Annotated in this window: 4 protein-coding genes and 1 pseudogene; 3 read left to right on the top strand and 2 right to left on the bottom strand. The window is 73.3% G+C overall.

Features of this window, described 5'->3' with window-relative positions; all coding sequences use genetic code 11:
* Positions 1 to 336, bottom strand: a pseudogene (locus G5C65_RS32630) (hypothetical protein); the annotation flags it as partial.
* A gap of 299 nt (positions 337 to 635) precedes the next feature.
* On the opposite strand from G5C65_RS32630, the gene G5C65_RS32625 reads away from it, so the two are divergent.
* From G5C65_RS32625 to G5C65_RS32615, 3 genes are all read left to right on the top strand, one after another.
* On the top strand, positions 636 to 1,472 hold the full coding sequence (locus tag G5C65_RS32625) for a glycerophosphodiester phosphodiesterase family protein (RefSeq protein ID WP_165302670.1): 837 nt from the start codon (positions 636 to 638) through the stop codon (positions 1,470 to 1,472).
* 167 nt (positions 1,473 to 1,639) lie between these two features.
* Positions 1,640 to 2,140: an ATP-binding protein gene (locus G5C65_RS32620; protein ID WP_165302669.1), complete on the top strand. Its 501-nt coding sequence runs from the start codon at positions 1,640 to 1,642 to the stop codon at positions 2,138 to 2,140.
* Between the two features lie 247 nt (positions 2,141 to 2,387).
* Positions 2,388 to 3,392: a DUF5926 family protein gene (locus tag G5C65_RS32615; protein WP_165302667.1), complete on the top strand. Its 1,005-nt coding sequence runs from the start codon at positions 2,388 to 2,390 to the stop codon at positions 3,390 to 3,392.
* A gap of 276 nt (positions 3,393 to 3,668) precedes the next feature.
* On the opposite strand, the gene G5C65_RS32610 is transcribed toward G5C65_RS32615, so the two are convergent.
* Positions 3,669 to 3,962 carry a hypothetical protein gene (locus tag G5C65_RS32610; RefSeq protein ID WP_165302665.1) on the bottom strand — a complete coding sequence of 98 codons (294 nt, stop codon included), beginning with the start codon at positions 3,960 to 3,962 and terminating at the stop codon, positions 3,669 to 3,671.
* Positions 3,963 to 4,120 lie beyond the last annotated feature (158 nt).

Below are 4,120 nucleotides of genomic sequence, written 5' to 3'. Positions count from 1 at the left end.
GGTGTGGGCGGGGGGCTCGGGCTGCGGCTGCTGGGCCTTGCTCAGCTCGGTGTCCGGCTGCGTCCGGGGCGCCTCCTGCCGCTCCAGCACGGTCGTCTCCTCCGTACCGCTCTTCGGGGCGGCGGCCCCGGCGGGGGCAGCGGAGGGCGCGTCCGGTGCCTCGTCCGGCGCCGGGGGCGCCGCACTCGCTCCGGGCGCTGCCCGCTCCTCGCGCGGCTCCGACGCGGTGGGGGCGGCGGTAGAGGCGGTGGGGGAAGCCAGGGAGAAGTCTTCGTCCTCACCGTTCGCCGACTCCGCCGCAGGCCGTACGGCAGCGCCCTCGTTCTCGGTGCTCACAACTTACTCCTCATCAGGTGCACGACATCGCCAGGACGGGCCCAGGGCGGGCGCTTCTCTGCACTTCTCACATCTCTATACGGTTGTCCACCTACAGCTTTTCCCATGACACGTCAGACCGGCATAAGCCGAACCTGGTGTCCGCCGGCCCGGCCTATACGCCCGGCCGACAGGGGAGCCCGCACTCCCCGGTCAAGGGTAGGACGCCGCCCCGGGGACTGCCCGGCGGCGGGGAGGGGGAGTCCGGGCGCCGGGGCCGTGCGCCTCCGCGCCGTCGCGCGCAATGGGACGATGATCGGGTGAGCTCTGAGATCCACGAGGGGGCACGGCCTCCGCTGGCCCGCCCGCTCTCCGTCATCGCGCACCGCGGGGCCTCCGCCGCCGCCCCGGAGCACACCCTGGCGGCGTACCGCACCGCCATCGAGGAGGGCGCGGACGGGCTGGAGTGCGACGTACGGCTCACTGCCGACGGGCACCTCGTCTGTGTGCACGACCGCCGGATCAACCGTACGTCCAACGGCCGGGGCGCCGTCTCCACGCTGGAGCTGGCCGAGCTGGCGGCGCTCGACTTCGGCTCCTGGAAGAACGGCGACGCGGATCCGTACGAGTCGCCCGACACCGACGCGGACACGGACACCGCCGACCCGGAGCGCACTTCGGTGCTCACCCTGGAACGGCTCCTCCAGCTCGTCGCCGACGCGCCCCGCCCCGTCGAGCTGGCCATCGAGACCAAGCACCCCACCCGCTGGGCCGGCCAGGTGGAGGAGAGGCTGCTCGGGCTGCTGGACCGGTACCGGCTGCGCACCCCTGTCAGGGTCATGAGCTTCTCCGCGCGTTCGCTGCACCGCGTACGCGCCGCCGCACCGCACCTTCCGACCGTCTATCTGATGCAGCTCCTGCTGCCCCGGCACCGTGACGGACGGCTGCCGGAGGGGGTGCGGATCGCGGGGCCGGGAATGCGCATCCTGCGGGCCCGGCCGGACTACGTGGAGCGGGCGCACCGCGCGGGGAACCAGGTGCACGTCTGGACGGTGGACGATCCGGCGGATGTCGAGCTGTGCGCCCGGCTGGGCGTCGACGCGGTGATCACCAACCGTCCGCGCGAGGTGCGCGCACAGCTGGACGAACTGCGGTGAGCTGACGAGCTGCGGAAGCCGAGTCGCCCACCCCTACAGGGTGTGCACCGGCGCATTCGCCATGTATTCGAAGGTTGCGAATGCGTCAAGAGACCACGTGTGGCCGGTTTCCGATCCACTCGGTTGGGGCATTCATCCCCTGGCGTGGGGCAAAGGAGGTCTCGGGGGTGGCGTTGGTGGTGGCACAGCAGGTGCCTACTTCGTCGACCATGACTGTGCCCCATGGGCCTGCGGGCGTGGGGGCGGCGAGGCGCCGGATGCGCGAGGAACTGCTCGCGGGCGGCGTGCCTGACGCGGTCGTGGACGATGCGGTACTCATTCTTTCCGAGCTGCTCAGCAACGCGTGCCGGCACGCCCGGCCGCTGTGCGGCAGCGAATCCGTCAAGGCGTCCTGGAGCCGGGACGCGGAGGGCGAGCTGACCGTCTCCGTCACCGACGGCGGCGGGCCGACCGTGCCCCTCCCGGCCACTCCCTCGGTCAGCGCGCGCGGCGGACGGGGCCTGGCCCTCATCACCGCCCTCTCCCGCGACTGGGGCGTGCGTACGGGGCCGCGCCGGGACGTGACCGAGGTGACGGTCTGGGCGGTGCTCCCGTCCAGCAGCGGTTTCAGCGACCGCCTCGCGTCGAGCCTCGACCTCGACCTGGCCGCCGTGGACGAGTCGGCGTGAGGGACTAGTATCCCCCGCCCGGGGCCATACACCCCGGGCGCGGGCTCCGGACGGGCCCCGGACGGGCTCCGCAGGAGCCCCGGGGGTTCCCTACGGGCCGCGGCGTGCGGGCTCCGTGCCACGCGCCGCGCACCGTCCGTGCCCCGCCCGTCCGTGCGCCCACGGCCGTACGCCGCCGGGCACTGTGCCCGCGGGCCGTACGCCCATCCGGCCCAACCACTGCCGCAGACCTGGAGAACCGCTCGTCATGGCAAAGAAGCGCCGACCCCAGAAACTGGCCGCCAAGGGCAGCGAGGGCGCCGAAGGCAGCTACCCCGCCGTCGGCGCCCGCCAACCCTGCCCGTGCGGCTCCGGCCGCCGCTACAAGGCGTGCCACGGGCGCGCAGCAGCCCACGCCGTCGCCGAACTGGTCCGCCGCCCCTTCGAGGGCCTGCCCGGGGAGAGCGACTGGGTGGCGCTGCGCGAGCTCGTGCCCGCCGCCACGGCGCCGCTCACCCTCCGGGACGGGCTGCCCGCCGATGTGCCGTCCGTGACGCTGGCGACGGTGCTGCCCATGGCGTGGCCCGCGCTGCGCCGCGACAACGGCGCGGTGCTGCTCGGGCTGCAGAACGACACGGCATCGGGCGACCTCAGTCGCGATCTGGCCGACACGCTCCAGCGGGCGCTCACCGCCGAGCCGGGAGCGCCGGTCGCCGCCGAGCGCCCCGGCACCGACGGCCCGCGCCTGCAGGACCTGCTGGCTCCGGACGCCCCGCTGGTCCCCGAGGTGCACAGCGGCTTCGAGTTCTGGCTGGAGGGTACGGACGCCGCGGAGCAGCCCGCCGGGGAGGTCGCGGCGTCACTGGAGCGTGCTAATTCAGCCGCCATCCCGACGGCCCGGCTGGCCGGTGTCGACGGAGCCTACTGGTGCGACGCGGGGGAGAAGAACCATCTCCGCTGGGTCATGACGCATCCGGAGGAGCAGCTCCTCGACGCGCTCGCGCGGCTGCACGCCGCGGGTGCCGACACGCTCGGCGAGGGCTCGGCCGCGGGCGGCGGCGAGGGCTCGCGGCTCGTCGGGTCGTTCCGCGCACACGGCCTGACGGTGCCCGTGTGGGACCTGCCGACCGGTATGACCTCGGAGGACTGCGAGAAGCCAGCAGCGGCCTTCGCCGAGCGGCTGACGGAGGCGCTGGCGGTCACGGCACCGCTGACGGCCCAGGAGCGCAAGGCCCGCAGCGGTCTCACCAACCGTCAGGTGACGCTCAGCTAGGGGCCGTCGGCGCGCTGACTAGTTGACGCGAGAACGATACGGGAGCGAAATCGGATCGTGACACGCATCACACTAGGCACCCAACTCTCCATACTCACAGGTAAATCGGCGTCCGGATCTGCGCGATCGAATTTGCGAACAGCCGATCTCTTGTTACCGTTCTAAGAGCCCGGTCGCTGGTGCATCCCCCGTCGCCAGCGACCGGGTTCTGTGTTCCCCGCCCCGCCATACGCGTCTTGCCGTGCGGATCTCGCCGTACGGATCTTTATGCGGAGCTTATGTCCGGGAGCGAGCAGGGGAGTTGCTCCCCGCGCGCAGCAGCAGCCGCTCGCCGTCCGCCGAGGCCACCTCCGCCACCGCGGAGTACGCACCCCCGGGCCGCCCGGCGCCGCCCGCACGTCCCGCGCCCGGCGGCGTCTCGCACAGCCGGGGCTCGTTCGTCGCCGGCATCGCACAGCGCACCTCGGTCGCCCGGCCGTCGGGCCGCAGCAGGGTGACCACCAGCCTCAACTCACCGCTGGTGGCGTTCCTGTAGTACGTACGCGCCCGCGCACCCTCGGCACCCGTCAACACACAAGTCTGCGCCTCCACCCCTTCGGGCGAGGTGACTTCCGGACCGCAGGAGGCGCGCCCGGCTCCGCGCCCGCGCCCCTCCGCCTCCGCGCTCCCCCCGGCCGGTGCGGACTGCGGAGGGGCGGAGGACGGAGGGGTCGAGGGCGGAGGAGCGG

This window comes from Streptomyces boncukensis, assembly GCF_011045075.1.
GTDB lineage: Bacteria > Actinomycetota > Actinomycetes > Streptomycetales > Streptomycetaceae > Streptomyces > Streptomyces boncukensis.
Note: the sequence above shows the minus strand (reverse complement) of the source record. Positions and strands in the feature narration are given on the sequence as shown.

What these genes read in the sequence shown, in the direction of transcription:
- G5C65_RS32615 (WP_165302667.1), top strand. Translation starts at nt 2,388, where the DNA reads ATGGCAAAGAAGCGCCGACCCCAGAAACTGGCCGCCAAGGGCAGCGAG.